The sequence below is a fragment of the Sphingomonas aliaeris genome (genome assembly GCF_016743815.1).
GTDB classification, from domain to species: Bacteria; Pseudomonadota; Alphaproteobacteria; order Sphingomonadales; family Sphingomonadaceae; genus Sphingomonas; species Sphingomonas aliaeris.
Map to the genome: position 1 here is coordinate 575,079 of NZ_CP061035.1, position 19,151 is coordinate 594,229.

A 19,151-nucleotide genomic window follows, 5' to 3' on the forward strand; every position below is an offset into this window, starting at 1 on the left:
CGATTTGGTGTTAGGCGTCCAGCCGGGTTCGGGGGAGCCGACGGTCTCAACGTCGCCCTTACCGCCGTCGCGCCGCTCCGGGGGAATAGCGTTGAAGGTGGGGATTTCGGTCATCGGTGGGCGGTCGTGGGCGTTGCTGTGGTTTGCCACGGCGATCGGCCTGCTGGTGCTGTTTTCCGTGACGCGGACCAAGCAGGCGACGGCATTGCCGCTGGCCGTCGCTGCGCCCAACGCATCCAGCCATCTGGGCGTGGGAAGCTGCGCCGGATCGACCTGTCACGGGCGGCAGGAAGCGACCGGCGCGGTCGTGCGCCAGGACGAATTGATGCGGTGGCAGGACCCCGCCAGTCCCAGTGGCGCGCACAGCCGGGCCTGGACGGTGCTGGGTTCGCCCCGCGGCCGCGCCATCGCGGCGAAGTTGGGCATCGGCGATCCGCAGGCCGCCGCCGGTTGCATCGGGTGTCACGCCGATCCCGCCGCCGGGCGTTCGCCGGGCGTGCGACTTTCCGACGGCGTGGGTTGCGAGGCGTGCCACGGCGGCGCGTCGAACTGGCTGGCCAGCCACGCCGCCAAGGGTGGTTCGCACCAGCAGAATGTCGCGCGCGGGATGATCGCGCTGGACGACCCCCGCACGCGGGCGGCGCTGTGTGCCGATTGCCATGTCGGCAGCGAAGCGCGCGGGCAGTTCGTGGATCATCGCGTCATGGCGGCGGGGCATCCGCGGCTGTCGTTCGAACTCGATCTGTTCTCGACCATGCAGCAGCACTGGAACGAGGATGCGGATTATACGCAGCGCAAGCAGCAGCCGTCCGCCACGCGGACCTGGGCGGTGGGGCAGGCGGGGGCGCTCTCGCGTGCGCTGCGCAGCTATGCCGGGCCGCTCGGAACTGCGGGGACATTTCCGGAATTCACGTTCTTCGATTGCCAGACCTGCCACCGGCGGATCTCCGATGCGATCGATTATCGTCCGTCGGCGCTGACCAATCCGGGGCGACCGATCCCGCTGGGCACGCCCGCATTCCAGGACGAGAATATCATCATGCTGTCGGCGGCCGCGCGTGTCGTTGCGCCCGACCTTGCCGCCGGGTTCGATCGCGACAGCCGCGCATTCCACGCCGCCATCGCGGCGGGCCGCCCGCAAGCGGTCGCCGCGGCGGCGCGGTTGGGCGGTAGCGCGGATGCGCTTGCCGCCGCGTTTGCCCGCCGCCGGTTCGGACGGACGGAGACGCTGGCGATCGTCGCCGAAGTGGCGACCGGCGCGGCGCAACGCTACACAGATTACGAAGGCGGCGTGCAGGCGGTGATGGCGATCGATACGCTGCTGAGCGCGTTGGTGCGCGACGGCAGCGTGTCGCCGCGCGCCGCCGCGACGGTGCGGAGCGAAGTCGACCGTGCCTATGCCGCGGTGCGCGACGCCAACGGTTTCCGTCCGCTGGAATTCCGTGCCGCGATCGCGCGCGCCGGTGTCGCGATCCGGGCGCTGTGATGAAGCGCGGGGCGAGGATGCTGGCGGCGCTGCTGGCGCTGTTTGCGGCCGCATGCGGTGGTGGCGGCAGTGGCGACCCGGCGACGGGCGGCACGCCGGTCGCCGCTGCGCCTTCACCGGCGGCGCGCGCCTATACCCCGCCGGCGCAGGAAGCGCTGACCAGCGCGGACGTCGGCCGCATCGTCGCGCAGGCGATCGGGGAGGCGAATGCGCGCCGCCTGCCCGCGGTGATCGCGGTCACCGACCGGGTGGGCAATGTCCTGGCGGTGTTTCGCATGACCGGTGCGCGCGACACCGCGACGGTTCCGCTGCCCGCCAGCGGTGTCGGCATGGATGTGCAGGGCGTCACTTTTCCGGCGGCGCTGGGCGCGATCTCCAAGGCGTTGACGGGCGCGTATCTGTCGAGCAGCGGCAACGCATTTTCCACGCGCACCGCGTCGCAGATCGTGCAGGAGCGCTTTCCGCCGGCGCCGAGCACGATCGGGCTGGAGAGCGGCCCTTTGTTCGGCGTGCAATTCAGCCAGCTGCCCTGCTCGGACCTTTCGACGCGCTATGACGCGAGCGGCGGGGCGGGCGCCTTGATCGGCCCGAAGCGCGCGCCGCTCGGGCTGTCGGCCGATCCCGGCGGGTTGCCTTTGTACAAGAATGGTGTGGTCGTCGGCGGCATCGGGGTGATGGCGGATGGCCAGTACGGCCTGGACGCCGACATACTGGACGTCGACGACGATGCGGAGGAAGCGATCGCGGTCGCGGGCGGAACAGGTTTCGCCCCGTCGCGCGACATTGCGGCGGACCGCATCTCGGTCGACGGCACGACGTTGCGCTACTCCGACGTGCGCGCGCTGGCGAGCACGCCGGCCGCCGCGCGCGACTACGATACCGTCGCTGCATCGGCGGGCACTTTGATCGCGGTGCCTGGCTATTACGCGCCGGCACTGATCGCCGGTACCGCTTATGGATCGGAGGAATCGGGGTTGCGCGCGGCCAAAGCGGCGGAGTTCGCCAATGCCGACGCGTTCGTGCTGACCGACGGTAACGGGGTGAACCGCTATCCGATCGTCGCCGCGGGGGATGCCGGGGACGTCGCGGTGCCGCTGGCCGCCGCCGAGGTTCGCGCGCTGCTGGAAAGCGCGTTCGCCACGATGACGCGGACCCGCGCGCAGATCCGCCGCCCGCTCGACAGCCGCGCGCAAGTGTCCATCGCCGTGGTCGATACGCGCGGCAGCGTGCTGGGCATCGTGCGCGCGCCGGATGCGCCGATTTTCGGCACCGACGTCGCGTTGCAGAAGGCGCGGACGGCGGCGTTCTTCTCCGGGCGCAACGCCGCCGCCGATCTGTCCGCCGATCCGAGCGCGGACGTGCGATCCTTCGTTGCGGCGACGCGCGGGTTCCTGGGCGATCCCGCCGCGTTGACCGGGCGCACGGCGTTCACGGCGCGCGCGATCGGCAACCTGTCGCGTCCGTATTTCCCCGATGGCGAGGTCGCGCGCGGCAACGGGCCATTGTCGCGTCCGGCGGCGCAGTTCAGCCCGTTTTCGACCGGGCTCCAGTCGGCGCTGGTGATCGGCAATCTCGCCGCGCATATCGGATCGGTGGCGAACGGCACGCCCGATACCCCGCGTGGCTGCACCGCGCTGTCAAATGCCGGAGGCGCAGGCGCGCGCCGGCTGGCAAACGGAATCCAGATCTTTCCCGGTTCCGTCCCGATCTATCGTAACGACGTGCTGATCGGCGCGATCGGCGTGTCGGGCGACGGCATCGATCAGGACGACATGATCTCGTTCCTGGGGCTGGCGGGTGCCGGCGGGATCGCCAACGCGCCCGCCGCCATACGGTCCGACCGGATCGTCGTCAGCGTCGCAGGAAACGGCGTTCGCCTGCGCTATGTCGGTTGCCCCTTCGCTCCATTCCTCGACACGGCCGACCAGAATGCCTGTGCGGGAAAATAGCTGGTGGCCGGGCGCGGTCGCGATCATGGCGCTGTCGGCGCCTGCGGTGGCACAGGACCGCGTGGCGGATCCCGTCACCGACGCAGTCCGGACCGCCGCGCCGCTGCCTGGCCGTCCCGACGTGCCGAGCCCACCGCCCGAGGCGCAACTGGTGCCCGCCGCGCCCGCTGCGGTCGATCACCGCGCGCTGGAGCCGCAGCCCGTGGTGGAAGACCCGCTGGACGAGACCCTGCTGCCCGGACGTCGTCGCCCGGGGGCGGCGCGCGCGATCCTGCCCGACCGGGTGGTGCAGAACAATCCCGGCGCGGTCGGCGCCCCCGCGCTCGACACGTTCCCGACCGCCGACGTGCCGCTGCCCGATCGCTGGCGCCTGATCCGCGCATTGTGCCCGGACAAGACCTTCGTCGCGGTGCAGGCTATATGCCGGTCGACACGCGATCCGTATCACCAGAACATCCTGAAGGGCGACGTGCCGCTCGACCCGCACAAGGTCCGTTGGCTGCCGATCCACGGCGAGGACTGGTTCGCGGTGCTGTCGGCGATCAGCGATACGGTGGTCGAGCCGCGATCCTTCCCGACGCCGGTTGGCGTGCAGACGACCAGTCGCCCCGGCAGCCTCGACGTCTTTGGCCGCGCGTCCAGCCTGCTCGTCGCGCAGACGTTCACCGCCTCCGCCTCGCTGATCAAGGGATCGACCGCGTTCAAGCCGCCGGAGATCGAATATCGGCTGACGCTGGCCTTCAACTACAATTATGCGCGAGTGAACGAACGCCGCATCCTGTTCGTCGAGCCATCGCGGGCCCCCAGCCGGCACGACGGCTTTATCGGGCTACAGGAAGCGTTCGTCGACTATCACCTGCGCAACGTGTCCGACCGCTACGATTTCGATTCCGTGCGGATGGGGGTGCAGGGGTTCCAGGCGGACTTTCGCGGGTTCCTGTTCAACGACAACCAGCCGGGCGTGCGGCTGTTCGGCAATCGCGACAATAATCGTTTCCAGTACAACATCGCGGTGTTCGGCCGGCTGGAAAAGGACACCAATTCGGGACTGAACGACATCGCGCAGACGCCGCGGCGCGACATCGTCGTGATCGCCAACGTCTATCGGCAGGACCTGCCGGTGCCGGGGTTCACCAGCCAGATATTGCTCGCCTATAACGGCAATCGCGAACGGCGCGGCGTCGAGATCGACGATAACGGCTTCCCGGTGCGGCCCGCACTGCTCGGCGACCTGCGCGGCCGGGAATATGACGTCGGCTATATCGGATATAATGGCGATGGCCATTTCGGGCGCGTGAACCTGACCGTGTCGGGTTATCTGGCGCTCGGGCAGGACCGGAACAGCTTCTTCACCGGGCGCCCGGCACAGATCCGCGCTTTCTTCGCGGCGGCCGAGCCGTCCTATGACATCGATTGGCTGCGGTTGCGCGCATCGGCGCTGTTCGCCAGCGGCGATTCCGACCCGTACGACAATACCGAATCCGGCTTCGACGCGATCGTCGAGAATCCGATCTTCGCGGGCGCAGACACCAGCTACTGGATACGCCAGTCGATCCCGTTCGCAGGTGGCGGGCGCGCCGTGGGTATCAACGGACGCAACGGAATCCTCGCGTCTTTGCGGTCGTCCAAGGACCAGGGACAATCGAACTTCAACAATCCGGGCACGATGCTGCTCGGGGTGGGGGCGGATGCCGACCTGACACCGGAGGTGCGCGTCTCCGGCAACCTCAACCATCTGTGGTTCCAAACGACGGAGACGTTGCAGGCGCTGCGATCCGAGGGATCGATCCCCACTGCGATCGGATGGGACCTGTCGGCCGCCGCGACGTGGCGGCCGCGCATGACGCAGAACATCGTCTTTCGTCTGTCGGGCGCGCTGTTGCAGGCCGGGCGCGGCTTTACCGATCTTTTCACGCAAAGCGGCGGCAGCGGCCGCTTTCATTCCGTCCTGGCTAATGCGATCGTGACATTCTGATGCTCCGCCTGCTGACTCTCCGCTGGTTGCGGCTTTTGCTGGCGATGTTCGCGATCGGTCTCGCCGCGCCGGCGCTGCTGGCGTCCGATGCGGAAAAGCCCCATGCCATCACCTATGCCGTAACCCCGCCCGCGCCCGCCAGCCAGACGCCGGCCGATGCAGCGTCGAAGAGCGCCGGGTGCATCGGATGCCATACGGCGTCGGATGCGGCATCGATGCACCGCAGCCAGGCGGTCATCCTGGGTTGTGTCGACTGTCACGGCGGCGATGCGGGGGTGAAGGTCGCATCCGGATTGTCCGCCAAGGATGCCGCCTATGTCGCGGCGCGCGACCGGGCGCACGTCCTCCCGCGCTATCCGCGCAGCTGGAACTGGCCGTCATCGGCCAATCCGAAACGATCGTACACGCTGATCAATCGCGAGGCGCCGGAATATATCCGCTTCGTGAATCCGTCCGACAATCGCGTGTCGCGGCTGGCCTGCGGTGCGTGCCATCTGGAGATCATCGAAGCGGCCGAGCGGTCGCTGATGGCGACGGGGGCGATGCTCTGGGGCGGTGCCGCGTACAATAACGGCATCGCACCGTACAAGACGTACAAGTTCGGCGAAGCGGTTACCGCCGACGGACGTCCGGCGATGCTGTTGTCGCCCGGCACGCCGCCGGGCACGGTGACGCCCGGACAGGCGGCGCGCGGTGCGCTGCCGCAACTGTATCCCCTGCCGACCTGGCAGGTGACGCCGCCGTCCGACGTCTTCCGCGTGTTCGAGCGCGGCGGCCGCAACATCGGGACGCAATTCGCCGAGATCGGCCTGCCGAACCCCAGCGGCAGTATCCAGCGTCTGGAGGAACCCGGCCGGCCCGACCTGAAGCAATCCAATCGCGGCCCCGGTACCGGCCTGCGCGTCGCGATCCCGGTGTTGAACATCCACAAGACGCGCCTGAACGATCCCTTCACGACGATGATGGGAACCAACGATCAGCCCGGCGACTATCGCTCGTCCGGCTGCGCGAGCTGCCACGTCGTCTATGCCAATGATCGCGATCCGAAGCATTCGCTCGGCTGGGCGCGATATGGCCGCGACGGACAGACCGCGACGGTCGATCCGACGATCGCCAACCTGATGGAGCGCGCCGCCGCCGATCTGCACGGCGGGCACGATGCGGCACCCGTGGGGCATCCCGTCGGCGCGGTGAAGGAAAGCGGCCACCCGGTCGAACACGCCTTCACGCGCGCGATCCCGACCGCGCAATGCATGAACTGCCACATGCATCAGCCGAACATCTTCCTGAATTCCTATCTCGGCTACACGATGTGGGATTACGAATCCGACGCGCCGCTGATGTGGCCGGAGAAGCAGCGATTCCCGAGCGCCGCGGAAACGCGTGCGATCAACGATCGCAACCCGGAAGCGGCGGCGGCACGCGGCAAATGGGGCGACGTCGATTTCCTGCGCCAGGTTCATGACGACGTGAATCCGAAGGCGAAGGATACGCAGTTCGCGGATTATCACGGTCACGGCTGGAATTTCCGCGCCGTGTACAAGCGCGATCGCGAGGGGCATCTGCTTGACGCAAACGGCAACCGCGTGGCGAATGACGACCCCGAGAAGTTCGCGCTGAAGACCAGCCCGCAATTCGCGCCGGTCGGCGAACAGAAAGGCAAGGCGGTCCACCTGATGGACATCCATGCCGAAAAGGGCATGCAATGCGCCGACTGCCATTTCGCGCAGGACAGCCACGGCAATGGCCTGATCTACGGCGAAGTCGCCAATGCGGTCGAGATCGGGTGCAAGGATTGCCACGGTACCGCCGATGCCTATCCGACGCTGCGCACGTCCGGCCCGGCCGCGCGTCCGGGGGGCACCGATCTGTCGTTGCTGCGGAACCCGGACGGACAGGCGCGGTTCGAATGGAGCACCGACGCGGGCGGACGCAGGCTGTTGACGCAACGATCGCTGGTGGATCCAAAACTGTCCTGGCCGGTCAAGCTGGTGAAGAATTCCGTCGACCGCGCCAGCCCGGAGTTCAACGCCAAGGCGGCGCGCGCGAAGCTGATGGGGCGCGACGGACCGGACACGGGCGTCTACGGCTTCGGCCCCGGCATCCCCGCCGAAGCGCGGGCGCACGCACCGGACAAGGTCGCATGCTTTAACTGTCATCTTTCCTGGACCACCTCGTGCGGTGGATGTCACCTGCCGATCGAGGCGAACTGGAAGACGACCAGCCAGAAATACGAGGGTGAGGAAACGCGCAATTTCGCGACCTACAACCCCCAGGTCGCGCGCGACGACATGTTCCAGCTCGGCATTCACATGACGACGAAGGGCAATCAGGTCGCGCCGGTCCGCTCGACCTCCGCACTGGTGCTGTCGTCGACGAACCTCAACAGGGAACGCATCTACGTCCAGCAGCCGCCGATCTCCGCCGTCGGCTTCTCCAGCCAGGCCTTTGCGCCGCATTTCCCGCACACCGTGCGCACCACCGAGACGAAGACGTGCAGCGACTGTCACCTGTCGGCCGCGGACGACAACAATGCGATCATGTCGCAGCTGCTGCTGATGGGCACGGGCACCGTCAATATCGTCGGGCTGAATGTATGGGTCGGGCTGGACACGGGGATCGAAGCGGTGCGGGTGACCGAATGGGACGAGCCGCAGACGGTGTTCGGTTCCTACCTGCATCGCTATGCCTATCCCGAATGGTACAAGCTGCACGTCGATCGCAACAAGCGCGAGCTGATCGACTGGACGCGCGGGCGGACCTTCGACGGCAAGTTGTCGGGCGAGCGGAATGCCAAGGAGGACATCCGCAACGTCACGCAGGCGACGGACGGCGCGGCGCGCTGCGTCCAGTTGCGCGGCGAATATCTTTACGTCGCCGAAGGGAAAGGCGGCTTCCAGGTCTATGACGTGGCGTCGATCGCGAACAAGGGCGTGTCCGACCGCATCCTGAAGGGACCGTTCTCGTCGCTGGGGCACCGCACCGGGATCGCATCGCGCAACGCGACCTGCATAGCGCTGCCGACGACGCAGCCGATCAACCCGCTGCGGAACACGCCGGCGATGCGATCGATGAACCAGGAACAGCCGTTCGATGCGATCTACCATTATGCCGCGGTGGTCGATGCGGAGGAGGGGCTCATCCTCGTCAATATCGACACGATGGCGGACGGCGAACCGCGCAACAATTTCCTGAAGCGCGCGGTGACGTGGAACCCGAAGGGCGTGCTGAACAACGCGCGGCACGTCCTGCTGGCGGGGCATATCGCGTATGTCACGACGCCAGACGCGCTGGTGACGGTGGATCTGGCCGATCCGCTGCATCCCGTGCTGGCCGCAACGGTGGCGTTGAAGGACGCGCGGGCGAGTGCGATCCAGTTCCGGTACCTTTGGGTAACGACGGCCGAGGGCCTGCGCGTGCTGGACGTCACGCAGATGCGCAAGCCGCGGCTGCTGCCGGCGGTGGTGCCGCTGGCCGATGCGCGGCGCGTCTATGTCGCGCGCACCTATGCCTATGTCGCGGCGGGGCGTGACGGCCTGGTGATCGTCGACATCGTCCGGCCGGAAGCGCCGCGCGTCTACCTGCGCGAGACGTTCGGTGGCCGGATGACAGATGCATCGGACGTGATCATCGGCGCGACGAATGCGTCGTCCTTCGCCTATGTCGCGGACGGCACGGGCGGATTGAAGGTGATCCAGCTCGTCTCGCCGCAGAGCCAGCCGAACTTCTACGGATTCTCGCCGGAACCGAAGCCCGAACTGATCGCATGGGCACGCACGCCGAGCCCGGCCTGGGCATTGTCGCGCGGACTCGACCGCGATCGCGCGGTGGACGAGACGGGCGGGCAGATGGCCGTGTTCGGGCGGCTGGGATCGCGGCCGTTTACCCGGCCGGAAATGGAGCGCCTGTTCCTCAACCGCCGCGGGATGCCGTGGAAGGTCACCGACCGTGCCGACCTGTCCTTCTGGGTGCCGTCAGCCGCCCGGTGACGGGGCCAAGGACGGTACGGGCCGCTCTGCCAGCATCTCGCGGACCATCGGTTGCAGCGCCGGGGTATAGCGCGCTACCACCGGGCCGCCGCCGACCGTCTCGAAATGGGTGAGCATGTCGGTGCCGTCCCAGAGATGCAGCGCGAAACCGGGCGGGGTCGCCGCGATCATCGCGCGGTCGTCGGGCATATCCGCGTCGATCGGCCGCAGGTCCAGCGCCACTTCGGGCGCGCAGGACGGCGCGATCAGCAGCGGGACGCCGCACCACGTCGTGGCGACGGGCCGGTGGATGTGCCCGGCCAATATCCCGACGATGTTCGTCCGGCCGCGCACGACCGCCGCCAGCCGTGCGACCCACGGTTCGCGGGGATCGGTGTCCATCCACGCTATCCCGACCGGTCGTGGCGGATGGTGGAGCAGGATCAATGTCGGGCGATCGGGCGCGGCGTCCAGCCGATCCCGCAGCCATGAAGCGCGCGCATCGCAGAACGCGCCGCCGTGGCGTGCCTCGTCCAGCGTATCCAGTGCGACGATGCGCAGCCCGTCATGATCGACGCTGTATTGGACGAAGCCGGCGTCCAGCGCATGATCGGGAAAGACCGTTGTGAAGGCGTCGCGGCGATCATGGTTGCCGAGCAGCAGATGGACCGGCATCGCAAGCGGCGACAGCGCGTCGCGAACGCGTTCGTAGGACCCGGTATCGCCCCGGTCGGTCAGGTCGCCGGTCACCACGACGAGGTCGGGGGCCGGGCGCAAGGCCGCCACGGCCTCGACCACCGTACGCAACCGGTGCGCGTTCGGTTCGTCGGCATCGCCGGGCACGAAGCCCAGATGCAGGTCGGTGATCTGCGCTATCAGCAGCGGGGCGGTCATCGCTTCGACAGTCGCAGCGCGGCGAAGTCGTGGCGTGGGCCAGGGCTCTGGTTCGGGGGTGATACGGCAGCGATCGTTCCGGTCTCCTGATGATAGACATGGCACGTCGCACAGATGGACTTTATCTGTCCGCGCGCGGGATCCGCCCCAGCGTGACAGGTCCGGCACTCGGCGATCTTGGGCATCAGCAGGTCGCTCGCGCTGTTCGAGGTCGGCGCGGCGTGGCATGTGGCGCACGTCGCACTGGCATGCGGGCGATGATCGAACAAAGCGTGCGGCATATAGTTCTTCTGCTGGACGACCGGCGCGATACGGAAGTTCAGGCTGCCGCCCGCGGCGGGCGGTACCACCTTGTGGCAATCGTAACAGGCCCCGCCCGGTGAGAAGACCGCGCGGATCGATCGTTCCGCTGCATTGCCGCGGTTGGCCATGGCGCGGCCATAGGTCGCAGACAGGCTGGCGGCCACGAAGTCGCCCGGACGGCGGCGGCCGCTGTCGATCGCGCCGGGGCGGGAGGGGCCATGCAGCGCGAAAAAGTCCCGCAGCTCCGCCACCACCTGACGCGGGTCGCCGTGACGCAAGGTGCGCACCGTGCCGTCCGATCGGGCGAAGGCAAGGCTGTGGCACGACTGGCAATTCGCCTCCATCGACACCGGGCGGAACCCGCCCTCGGCATCGCGGCTATGGCAGTCGGTGCATCCCAATTCGCCGGTCTTGCCCTGGCGCTGTGCCATGCGTGCGACCGCGTTGGTGGTCGACAGATGCAGCGCGTGCGGGAAGGTCAGGCCGTTATCCTGTTTGGGACGGCGATCCAGCGAGACTCGGCGAAGCGTTGCGGGTGTCCCCGCATCGGCGATGGTCGGGCGGAATTGCGGATGGGCCGCGGCAAAATCGTGCGCGTCGCCAAACGGCGTGTCGGGCAGTCGTTCCTTCAGGCCGCCGTGGCAGTCGGCGCAGAAGCGCTGTGGCGTCGGCGCCATCGCCGTCGCGCCTTGATGTTCGGTATGGCAGTCGACGCAGCGGCCGGGCGGGCGATTGAACGCGGCCGAGATCGATCGTTGCAATCGACCCTCCAGACCGGGAATCGGCGATGCCTTGGCCAGTCGCGCCGGCGCGGCATGATCGTGCGTGTCGGTGTGGCATGATCGGCAACCGCTGTCCTGCACCGCGACGAACGCGGCCTGGTGGCACGCCTTGCAGTTCTTCTCCAGACCGGCATGCGCCTGGGACAATTTGCCGGGCGACCAGGCCGCATCCGCCTGCGCCGCGCCGGCCGCGGATGGCGGCGCATAGAAGGAGCGGATCGGCCAGACCAGAAACGCCGCGAGGATGAGGATCGCGAGAACCCAGGCAGTCGCGCGTCGCGGCGGCGCGATCTTCCTGAGCGAGAACAGCGTCTTTTCGTCATCGGCGATCGCCGCGCCAGATACGTCGCCGATCCGCTCGATCCGGATCAGCGTGTCGCCGGCATCGTCGCGCCCGATCGCCAGACGGTGCGCGCCGAGCAGCACTTCACCGCCGGCGGTCAGCGATATCGTGGCCTGCTGCGTCGACCGGCCATCGACCTCGAACGGCATCTCCGCCAGCGCGGTGACCTCCACCCGATCGTCGCCTTTCCGTTCGATCGCGGCGTGAAGCAGCGCCAGCTGGAGGTCGGGAAGGTGGATGTCGCAGGTCGGCGCGCGACCGATCGTCAGCCGGTCGGCGTCGATCCGCAGGCTGCGGACGATCTCCCGACCGTTGGCGGCGCGCGAGGCGGTCCGGATGACGAACGTCATGCGCGCCTCACCAGTAGAAGAACACGGAGACGATATGCGCGGCCAGCGCCGCGATCAGCGCGATCGTCACGGGAACATGCACGTACAGCCATATCTCCAGAAGCGCGCGCAGCCTGAGATGCTGTTGGATCTGCCGAAGCATCTCCAGCTTGCGGCCCAGCAGGATTTCGGCGCGAACGGAGGCGGCGTCGCTGGCGTCCAGTCGTTCGCGTGCGAGCCACGTGGCACCGCGGCGCTCGCGCCCGGACAAGCGGGCCCAGAGGCCGGATGCGAAGGCATCCTCTGCCAGCGCACCGACGATCAGCGCCGCATTCGCGCCTTCGAGCGGTTGCGCCGCGTCGTTCAATTGCCGATCGATCGACCGCAGATTGTCGAGCATCTGCGTCTCGGTCAGTTCACCGCGATTGTCCGACAGCATGCGCGGCAACAGGCTGTAGACGACGACCCCGAACATGCCCGACGCGATCACCAGCACCATCAGCGCATAGGCCAGGGTATGGACGTTCCATCCCAGCTGGAATCCGGTGTGCAGCGTACCGATGACGAGCAGCGTCAGTCCCAGATAGACGTGCGCCGACGTCCATGCCTTCAAAGACCATGCATTGCGCGTCATGGTGCGCTTGCGGATGCCCAAGGCGGTCAGCCACAGGATCAGCAGGGCGCCGATCGTGCCCAGCGTGTAGCCATACCAGGTCCCCCCGTTCGGCCGCGGATCGGGGTCGTGGAACAGATATACCGCAATCGCCGCGATCGCCGCGACGGCACCGATCTTCGCCCAGCGGAACTGCGCGTGACGCAGATATCCTTCGTGACGGAAGGCCTTCACGCGATCGGTCTGTCGTCCCCCCGCCATCGCCATCAGGAAGGCGTGTCCCGACCAAGTTTCGCGACCGACAGGAATTCCTCGGGCGCGACGCGGATCGCTGCGCCGGTGGGGCAGGCGCGGACGCAGGCGGGGCCGCCGTTGATCCCCCGCGCACATGTCGCACTTGATCGCCTTTTTCGGCGCTTCCGGCTGGCCGGCGCTTTTCGCCTTGGACCAGCGCGAGGGTGGCTCGCCGGGCCCGGGGCCCTTGCCGAACAGCATCCACGCGAGCAAAGGCGGCTTCTTCGGCGGCACCTTGTCCATGCGGATCACGCCATACGGACAATTCCGCTGGCAATTGCCGCAGCCGATGCAGGTGTCGTCGATGAACACCTCTCCGTCCGGTCCACGATGGATCGCGTTGGGCGGGCAATCGGCCATGCAATGCGGATGTTCGCAGTGGCGGCAACTGGTGGGGACGTGCAGATGCGCGTATGTCCGCCCCGCCTCGCGATCGAGCCGCGAAAGACCTTCGTGACTGTCGGCGCACGCCTTCTCGCAATTGTCGCAGCCGACACACAGTTTCTCGTCGATCAGCAGCACGTCGGTCGCCTCGCCGATCCCCGTATCGACCAGGAAACCGGCGACCGAGGAGTACAGGTCGACGGCGCTGGAAAAGCTGTCCTTCTTCGCCTCGATGAACGAATTGACCTCGCGTCGTGCGGCCATGTCGGCCCGTGCGCGCTGCGCCAGTTCGGGTTTGGCCGACAGCAAGGCGGCGAACGCATCGCCGTCGAGCCGGATCACCTCCGACCGGATCGCCGCGCGCACGCTGGCGGTGCGGCGGCCCCCGTCGAGCAACGCCATCTCGCCGACATAGGACCCCGCGGGCAGGTAGGAGAGGAAGATCTTCTTCCCGCCGATCGTCTTCTCGACGATCATCGACCCGGAGCGCACGACGAAGATGTCGCGGCCCTCTTCACCCTCAGTAATGATCGTCTCACCGGCGCGAACCGTCCGCAGTTCCGCACTGGCCAGCACGTCGGCCAGATCGTCCGGCGTCAGCCCCGAACCGAACATCTGCAGCAATTGCCGCTCGGTCGAGATCCGGCTGATCGCCCGCCCGGCGGCGGGGACTGCGGCGATCAGCTTCAACGCCGCGCTGCGCGGGATTTCGAGCAGGATCGCCGCATCGGCGACCCGCACCGTCGACCCGCGCGGCCGCCCGGAGATCAGCCCGACTTCGCCGACGATCGAACCCCGGTCGATCGTGACGCTGCGTCCACCGCCGGTATCGACGGTCACCGATCCCTCGGCGATCGCGAACAGCGACGATCCCGGCTGGTTGCGTTCGAACACCGTGGCGCCCGGCGGCATCGCACGGACGGTGGCGTCCAGCATGAACTCGCGCATCTGCAACGCCGACAGTTCGTTCAGGATGGTGATTTCGGTGCGCAGATAGTCCAGCCATTCCGCCACCGATCGCTGGCCGGGAAGGCCGGCGAACCGTGCTTCCAGGATCGGTTCGTCCGCCGGCTTCAACGTCGTGTTGCCGGCGATGATCTCGACCACGTCATAGCCTTGATTCATGCAATGCTTGATCAGCGGATAGCCCGCCAGCGCGCCGATGACGTAGATGCCGGGGACAGTGGATTCGAACGTTTCCGACAGCGCCGGGTAGGCGAGGCGATCGGTGCTGGTGAAGCGTATGCCGGTGCCCGGCACCACCGCTCGCCGTCCGCGATCATCCGCCGTGAAATCCGCGCAACAGGCCTCGACGAACGCGCGGGGCGGGGCGGAGCCCATCCGGGCGATCACGCGGTCGCACCGCAACCGAACCTCTCCGTCGCGCGCATCCAGCCGCGCCCAGCCCGGTTCGAGCGCGGCCAGCGTCGTTTCCCGCAACACGGTGAGGCGGCCTTCGCTCTCGGCGGCGAGCAGCGCCTGTACGTTGGCGGGCTTGGCACTGCCGAATTCGGTACCGCGGTTCAACAGCGTCACGGCATTGCGCTGTTCGGGATCGGCGGCCAGGCCCAGCGCATTCTCGATCCCGGCATCGCCGCTGCCCGCGACGATGATCGTCTCGTCGATGAACTCCGCGGGATCGTTCAGCGTATATTGCACGATCGCGCCCGGCTCGACCGCGCAGCGCACGAGATTGGGGTTGCCCTGCGTGCCGATCGCCAGGATCACGGTCTCCGCCTCGATCGCTCGCTTGTCGGCGAGCATCAACCGGAACGCACCGGCAGTGCCGACGATCTCTATCACTTCGGCATTGTAGAGGATTTCGATGCCCGCCGCGGACGCGCCATCGTTCCAGGCACCCAGGATCGTCTCGCGCTTGCCCGCGTCGAACGGCAGGTCGGCGCGCAGCACGAGCTGGCTGGGCGTCGCCATGACGTGCTTGCCCTTCTGATACTGATAGATCGTGTCGGACAGGTGATCCGTCCGTTCCAGCAGGACGTGCCGCATCCCGAGCGAGGCGGCGTGCGCTGCCGCGCTTAGTCCAGCAGGGCCGGACCCGATGATGGCGACGCGGTACATTAAGAAAAAGTCCCCCAGACTTTCAGTGACGAAGCGGTCATGCCCGTATAGGGCGGCTTATCGCAATAGCGCATTGTGGCGCGAGGGGAGATAATGGGGTGGGCAGCAACTTGCGATTTAGCCGATACTTCCTGATCGGCATCGCTGTTTTTGCGGCCGGGTCTATCGGCTGGCGTGTTTTCGGAGATCGGCAGGCGGGAACGCCACCGGTTTCGACCGCCGTGCCCGACGCACAGCCTGCCCCGGACGTGGGGGAGATGGTGGCCAAGCTGGAAGCGAAATTGGCGGCGAAGCCGGACGATGTCGCGGGCTGGCAGATGCTCGGCTGGTCGTATTTCAAGATGCAGCGCTTTGCCGATGCGGCGCGCGCCTATCGCCGCGCGGCCGATCTCGCGCCCGCTACGGCGGACAATTGGTCCGCGCTGGGCGAGGCGCTGGTGCTGGGAAACAAGGGTGTCGGCGATGACGCCGTGCAGGCGTTTCGCCGCGCGCTGTCGGTCGACCCCAAGGATGCGCGCGCGCGCTATTTCCTCGCCGTGCGCCAGGATCTGGAGGGTGATCATCGCGGGGCCGTGGACGGCTGGATCGCGCTGCTGAAGGATGCGCCGCCCGGGGCGCCGTGGGAAGGTTCGGTCCGCCAACTGGTCGAACAGGTCGCCACGCGCGAGAAGATCGATATTGCCGGCCGGGTGCCGCCGCCGGTGACGCCCCCGGCTGGGGCTGGGGCTGGGGCTGGGGCCGGGGCTGCAACAGGGGCCGGGGCGAGCGACGCGGCGATGGCGCGCGCGGCGACCGACGCGATCCCGGGGCCGACCGCCGACCAACTCGCATCTGCCGCCAAATTGACGCCGACGCAGCAGGACGAGATGGCGCGCGGCATGGTCGATCGGCTGGCCGCGCGGCTGGCGGCGAACCCGCAGGACGCGGACGGCTGGCTGCGGCTGATGCGGGCGCGGATGGTGCTGAACGATCGTGCCGGGGCGGTCCGTGCGCTGACGACGGCGCGGACGACGTTCCGTGGCGATGCGGGTACGCTCGCCAAGCTGGACGCGGCGGCGCGTGCCCTGTCGATCTGACGGCGGCACGGCATGATCTGCCTTCTCGCCGGGGATCGATCGTAATGGGTGCGGCGTCCTCGCCCGATCCGCTCGTCGCCGCGACCTCTGCGCTGGCGGCCGGCGATCTGCTGCTTGCTTATGATCGCTCGACCGCCGGGCTGGCCGCGGACGCGGCGCATCCGCGACTGCGATATCTGCAGGTACTGGCGCTGGCCCGGATGGGAGAAACGGATCGCGCGTTCAAGCTGTACGATGCGGCGCTCGCGGCGAACCCGACCGACCTCGATACGCTGACCCTGGGTGCGCGGTTGCTGAAGGATCGCGCGTGGCAGGCGAGCGGGGAGGGTGCGATCGATCTGATCGCGCGTGCCGCCGACGCCTATGAAGCGATCTTCCGGCGGACCGAAGACGCGTTTCCGGCGATCAACGCGGCAACGCTTGCCATGCTCGCCGGGCAGGCGGAGCGCGCGCAATCCCTGGCTCGCGCCGTGCTCGACACCGTCGGGGACGCACCATCGACCGATTACTACGCCGCTGCCACGGTTGCGGAGGCCAAGCTTTTGCTCGGGGACGAAGCCGGGGCCGAAGTCGCGATCGAGCAGGCGCTCGACCTGCCCGGCTGCAATCCCGGCGCGCGGTCCTCCACCAGTACGCAATTGGCCCGGATCGTTGGTGCCGGCGGCTGTGGCGCGCGCGTCGTCGCCAGGTTGCGTCCCGCGCCGGTTGTCACGTTCTGCGGCCACATGTTCGGTAACTCGCCCGAGTCCGAGACGGCCTTGCGTCGACAGATCGAAACGGCGTTCGATTCGCTGAATTCGACGATCGCCTATGGTGCGCTGGCGTGCGGCGCCGATATCCTGGTCGCCGAGACGGTCTTGGCACGCGGTGGCGAACTGCACGTCGTGTTGCCGTTCCGTATCGAGGACTTCATCCTGACGTCCGTCGCGCCTGGCGGTGAGGGTTGGATCGAGCGATTCCGGCACTGTCTGGATCGCGCGGCGGAAGTCGTGATCGCATCGGAGACGGCGGCGCTGAATGACGATCGCCAATATCGCTACGGATCGATGATGATGATGGGGTTCGCGCGGCTACGCGCGCGTCATCTGGGCACCGACGCGGTGCAGCTTGCGCTATGGGACGGCCTTACGCCCGGTGGAATGGCCGGCACCGGCGCGGACGTGGAGTTGTGGCGCTCGCATGGCGGCGAAACGCGCGTGATCCCGCTTGACCGTAGCGAATTCGCCCGACCCGCCGCCGCTGCGGTAACGACCGCAGTCGAGGCGAAGCGGGAAGTGCGCGCCATGATCTTCACCGATTTCGCGGGGTTCTCGCGAATCGACGAGGCGCTGCTGCCGACCTTCTGGGAATTGGTGCTGGGGCGGGTCGCGCGCGTCGTCGATCGCTACACCGGCGATGTGTGCAGCCGCAACACATGGGGCGACGCCTTGTATGTCGTCACGCAGACATCGACCGCCGCGGCGCGGCTGGCGCTCGACCTTCAGGCCGAACTGGACCCCGCCAGCATGGGCGTGCTGGGGGAAGGGGCCGGCATGCGGGTGAGCGCGCATCTGGGCAGCGTGTACGAGGCGATCGATCCGGTCACGCGCAAGGTCACCTTCTTCGGTCGCGAAGTGAACAAGACCGCGCGGATCGAGCCGATCGCCCTGGTCGGCGAAGTCTATGTCACGCGTGCGTTCGGCGCGGTGCTCGCGATGGAATCACCAGCCGAATTCGAGCTGTCCTATGTCGGCCGCGTCGCGCTCGCCAAGCAGTTCGGTGACGAGGCGATGTACCGGCTGACGCGCGCCGCCCGCTAGGCGGGAACGGCGCGCGTCGGATCGCCTATGCGAGCGCCGGCTGCGCCTTGGACGGGCGCCGCCGTAACTGCGCGCCGACCGCGCCGAAGCCGACGATCATCAACGCCCAGGATGCAGGCTCCGGCACCGCGGCGGTCACGCCTTCGAATAAGGCGGGGATGGTGAATGTGCTTCCGACTTCGAAGGCCCGGCCGTTGACGACGGCAGATTGATCGAACCCGCCCGTAAACCGGCCGGAAAGGCCGTTCGCGGTCGGCGTCAGCGTCAATTGGTAGGGATTCAGCCTGCAATTCTGCGGCGACGCGCAGAAAAACCATTCCGCGGTCACTATCTGGTTCACCACGTTCAGCGAGGCGCTTTGATTGAAGGCGGGGCCGCCCTGATTCTGGTAGTCGATCGAGTTATTCTGGCCCGCGCTGATCAGCGTGCGCTGGTAATCCCCCAGCGCCGGGTTGATGTCCTGGTAGATCAGGCTGGACAATGTCTCACCGTCATTGCCGACCGGCGTCTCGAAATCGACCGCCTGTCCGAACGTCAGCAGACCGTTGCCGTGAACGATGACGTTGGAGAAGAAGTTTGCGCCGCCGTCGAAGCTCACCCGGTATCCGAGGCTCCTGCCGGCGCCGCAATCGTCACCCTGTATGTCGCAATAGCCCGACACCGTGACGGAGGTCGGGGTGGTCGTTCCATCCGGATTGTTCCGCTGATCGATCGCTGTACGCCCCGCCTGCGCCGGCATCGCGGACGTCATCGCCAGGGCGGATGCACCGATCCACCACGCACCAAACCGAATCGCCATAACTATCCCCCGAACACCTGGTCGATCGCTCTTTGCACGAACCGGCGTGCCGTGTGCGGTATTTCAAACGGGGCGCAG

At 67.6% G+C, this 19,151-nt stretch carries 10 protein-coding genes and 1 pseudogene; 6 read left to right on the top strand and 5 right to left on the bottom strand.

Features of this window, described 5'->3' with window-relative positions; all coding sequences use genetic code 11:
• The first annotated feature begins 97 nt into the window (after positions 1-97).
• From H5J25_RS02485 to H5J25_RS02500, 4 genes are read left to right on the top strand one after another with little or no spacing between them, the layout of a single operon-like run.
• Entirely contained in the window at positions 98-1,486 is a 1,389-nt protein-coding gene (locus tag H5J25_RS02485) for a multiheme c-type cytochrome (RefSeq protein WP_202095918.1), read from the top strand.
• The gene (locus H5J25_RS02490) at positions 1,486-3,435 is read left to right on the top strand and encodes a heme-binding protein (RefSeq protein ID WP_202094429.1); all 1,950 of its coding nucleotides are present in this window, start codon (positions 1,486-1,488) and stop codon (positions 3,433-3,435) included. The genes H5J25_RS02485 and H5J25_RS02490 overlap by 1 nt, the downstream gene beginning before the upstream one ends.
• Positions 3,416-5,410: a flagellar biosynthesis protein FlhF gene (locus tag H5J25_RS02495; RefSeq protein WP_225883301.1), complete on the top strand. Its 1,995-nt coding sequence runs from the start codon at positions 3,416-3,418 to the stop codon at positions 5,408-5,410. The genes H5J25_RS02490 and H5J25_RS02495 overlap by 20 nt, the downstream gene beginning before the upstream one ends.
• A gap of 44 nt (positions 5,411-5,454) precedes the next feature.
• On the top strand, positions 5,455-9,399 hold the full coding sequence (locus H5J25_RS02500; RefSeq protein ID WP_225883478.1) for an LVIVD repeat-containing protein: 3,945 nt from the start codon (positions 5,455-5,457) through the stop codon (positions 9,397-9,399).
• Here H5J25_RS02500 and H5J25_RS02505 read toward each other — a convergent pair.
• The 4 genes and pseudogenes from H5J25_RS02505 to H5J25_RS02520 all read right to left on the bottom strand — a co-directional run bounded on the left by H5J25_RS02505 (position 9,385) and on the right by H5J25_RS02520 (position 15,399).
• Positions 9,385-10,272, bottom strand: coding sequence for a phosphodiesterase (locus tag H5J25_RS02505; RefSeq protein WP_225883302.1), 888 nt, complete (start codon positions 10,270-10,272; stop codon positions 9,385-9,387). The two genes, H5J25_RS02500 and H5J25_RS02505, sit on opposite strands and share 15 nt — an antisense overlap.
• Positions 10,269-12,050, bottom strand: a complete 1,782-nt coding sequence (locus H5J25_RS02510; RefSeq protein WP_202094437.1) for a cytochrome c3 family protein — start codon at positions 12,048-12,050, stop codon at positions 10,269-10,271. The genes H5J25_RS02505 and H5J25_RS02510 overlap by 4 nt, the downstream gene beginning before the upstream one ends.
• Before the next feature lie 7 nt (positions 12,051-12,057).
• Complete coding sequence (locus tag H5J25_RS02515; protein WP_202094438.1) at positions 12,058-12,909, bottom strand: hypothetical protein; 852 nt, start codon at positions 12,907-12,909, stop codon at positions 12,058-12,060.
• Positions 12,909-15,399 (bottom strand): annotated as a pseudogene (locus H5J25_RS02520) (cyclic nucleotide-binding domain-containing protein). The gene H5J25_RS02515 and the pseudogene H5J25_RS02520 overlap by 1 nt, the downstream one beginning before the upstream one ends.
• A gap of 98 nt (positions 15,400-15,497) precedes the next feature.
• Between H5J25_RS02520 and H5J25_RS02525 the strand changes: the two are divergent.
• The gene (locus tag H5J25_RS02525; protein WP_202094444.1) at positions 15,498-16,475 is read left to right on the top strand and encodes a tetratricopeptide repeat protein; all 978 of its coding nucleotides are present in this window, start codon (positions 15,498-15,500) and stop codon (positions 16,473-16,475) included.
• 44 nt (positions 16,476-16,519) lie between these two features.
• Positions 16,520-18,274, top strand: coding sequence for an adenylate/guanylate cyclase domain-containing protein (locus H5J25_RS02530; RefSeq protein ID WP_202094446.1), 1,755 nt, complete (start codon positions 16,520-16,522; stop codon positions 18,272-18,274).
• A gap of 25 nt (positions 18,275-18,299) precedes the next feature.
• Here the strand turns inward: H5J25_RS02530 and H5J25_RS02535 are convergent, their stop codons facing one another.
• Positions 18,300-19,073, bottom strand: a complete 774-nt coding sequence (locus H5J25_RS02535) for a PEPxxWA-CTERM sorting domain-containing protein (RefSeq protein ID WP_225883303.1) — start codon at positions 19,071-19,073, stop codon at positions 18,300-18,302.
• Between the last annotated feature and the right edge of the window lie 78 nt (positions 19,074-19,151).